Annotated in this window: 1 protein-coding gene; it reads left to right on the top strand. The window is 68.7% G+C overall.

The genetic code is table 11. The features are described 5' to 3' along the window. Nucleotides 1-1,253 (top strand): IS1380 family transposase (locus tag NR111_RS18170; RefSeq protein ID WP_256821619.1); only part of this gene is annotated, 1,253 nt, incomplete at its 5' end. Nucleotides 1,254-1,397: the final 144 nt, after the last annotated feature.

Below are 1,397 nucleotides of genomic sequence, written 5' to 3'. Positions count from 1 at the left end.
CCATCCCGATCCATGACCGTGGCAGGGTGTTGACCGATGTCGCGGTGATGCTCACGGGTGGCGGGGAGTCCATCGCCGACATCCGCGTCCTGCGCCACCAATCCACGGTCCTGGGGCCGGTCGCCTCGTCCCCGACGGTGTGGCGCACCCTGGATGAGGTCACCGCCGGTAAACGCAAGAAAATCCAGGTCGCGCGGGCTCGTGCCCGGCGGCACGTGTGGTCCCACCTGCCCGGCGGGGTGCCCGCCTCGAAGTGCGCGGGCCGGGACCTGGGATCGACGATCGTGCTCGACGTGGACGCCACCATCGTGGCCACCCACAGCGAAAAAGAGCAGGCCGCGCCAACCTATAAGCGCACGTTCGGGTATCACCCGATCGGCGTGTGGTGCGACAACACAGAAGAGTTCCTCGCCGCGAGCTTGCGGCCGGGCAACGCCGGGTCGAACACCGCTGCCGACCACATCGATGTCCTGGGCCAGGCGATTGCGCAGGTCCCCGCCGCTCACCGGCGTGATGTGCTGATCCGCTCCGACGGCGCCGGCGCCTCCCACGCCCTGCTGGAATGGATCACCGACCAGAACCGCGTCCGCGGTCGGCAGGTGGAGTACTCGGTCGGATTCGCGGTCACCAACCCGATCCGGCGGGCGATCGCGATGGCTCCCGAGGCAACGTGGGGGCCGGCGTTGAACCAGGGCGGGGACCTGCGGCCCGGGGCTGAGGTCGCCGAGCTGACCGGGTTCCTCTCCCCACGGATGCTCGCCAAGTGGCCAGACGGGATGCGGGTCATCGTCCGCCGCGAACGACCCCACCCTGGCGCCCAACTGTCGATGTTCGAGGAACTCGACGGGTGGCGCTACCAGGCATTTGTGACCAACACCGCCGTCGGTCAACTGCAGTTCCTCGAAGCGCGGCATCGGGCGCACGCCCGCGTGGAGGACCGGATCCGACACGCCAAAGACACCGGACTCGGCCGCCTTCCTTCGCGGGAATTCGCGGTCAACCAGGCCTGGCTCGTCGCGGTCATGATCGCCGCAGACCTCATCGCGTGGACGCGGCTGCTGGCCTGCATCGGCGAGGCCGCCGTTCTCGCCTTGTGCGAGCCCAAAGCGATGCGCTACCGATTCCTGCACGTCGCGGCCCTGCTGACCCGCAGCAGCCGCCGACGACGCGTGAAAATCCCCGAAACCTGGCCGTGGGCCGTCGCCATCGAGGCGGTGTTCCACACGATCGCCGCGATCCCCAAACCCGCCTGACCTCACCTGCCCGCCCACGACAGCACCACCCGGAGACCCGCCCACCGGCAGCGCTAGCCGGAGCTTCCGCACGCCTACTCGCCAATCAGGACGCGACATCCGTAGAGAACCGAATCTCCCACACCCCATGAATCAGGGGGGCTA

The organism is Dietzia sp. Die43 (genome assembly GCF_024519835.1).
Taxonomy (GTDB): domain Bacteria; phylum Actinomycetota; class Actinomycetes; order Mycobacteriales; family Mycobacteriaceae; genus Dietzia; species Dietzia kunjamensis.
Note: the sequence above shows the minus strand (reverse complement) of the source record. Positions and strands in the feature narration are given on the sequence as shown.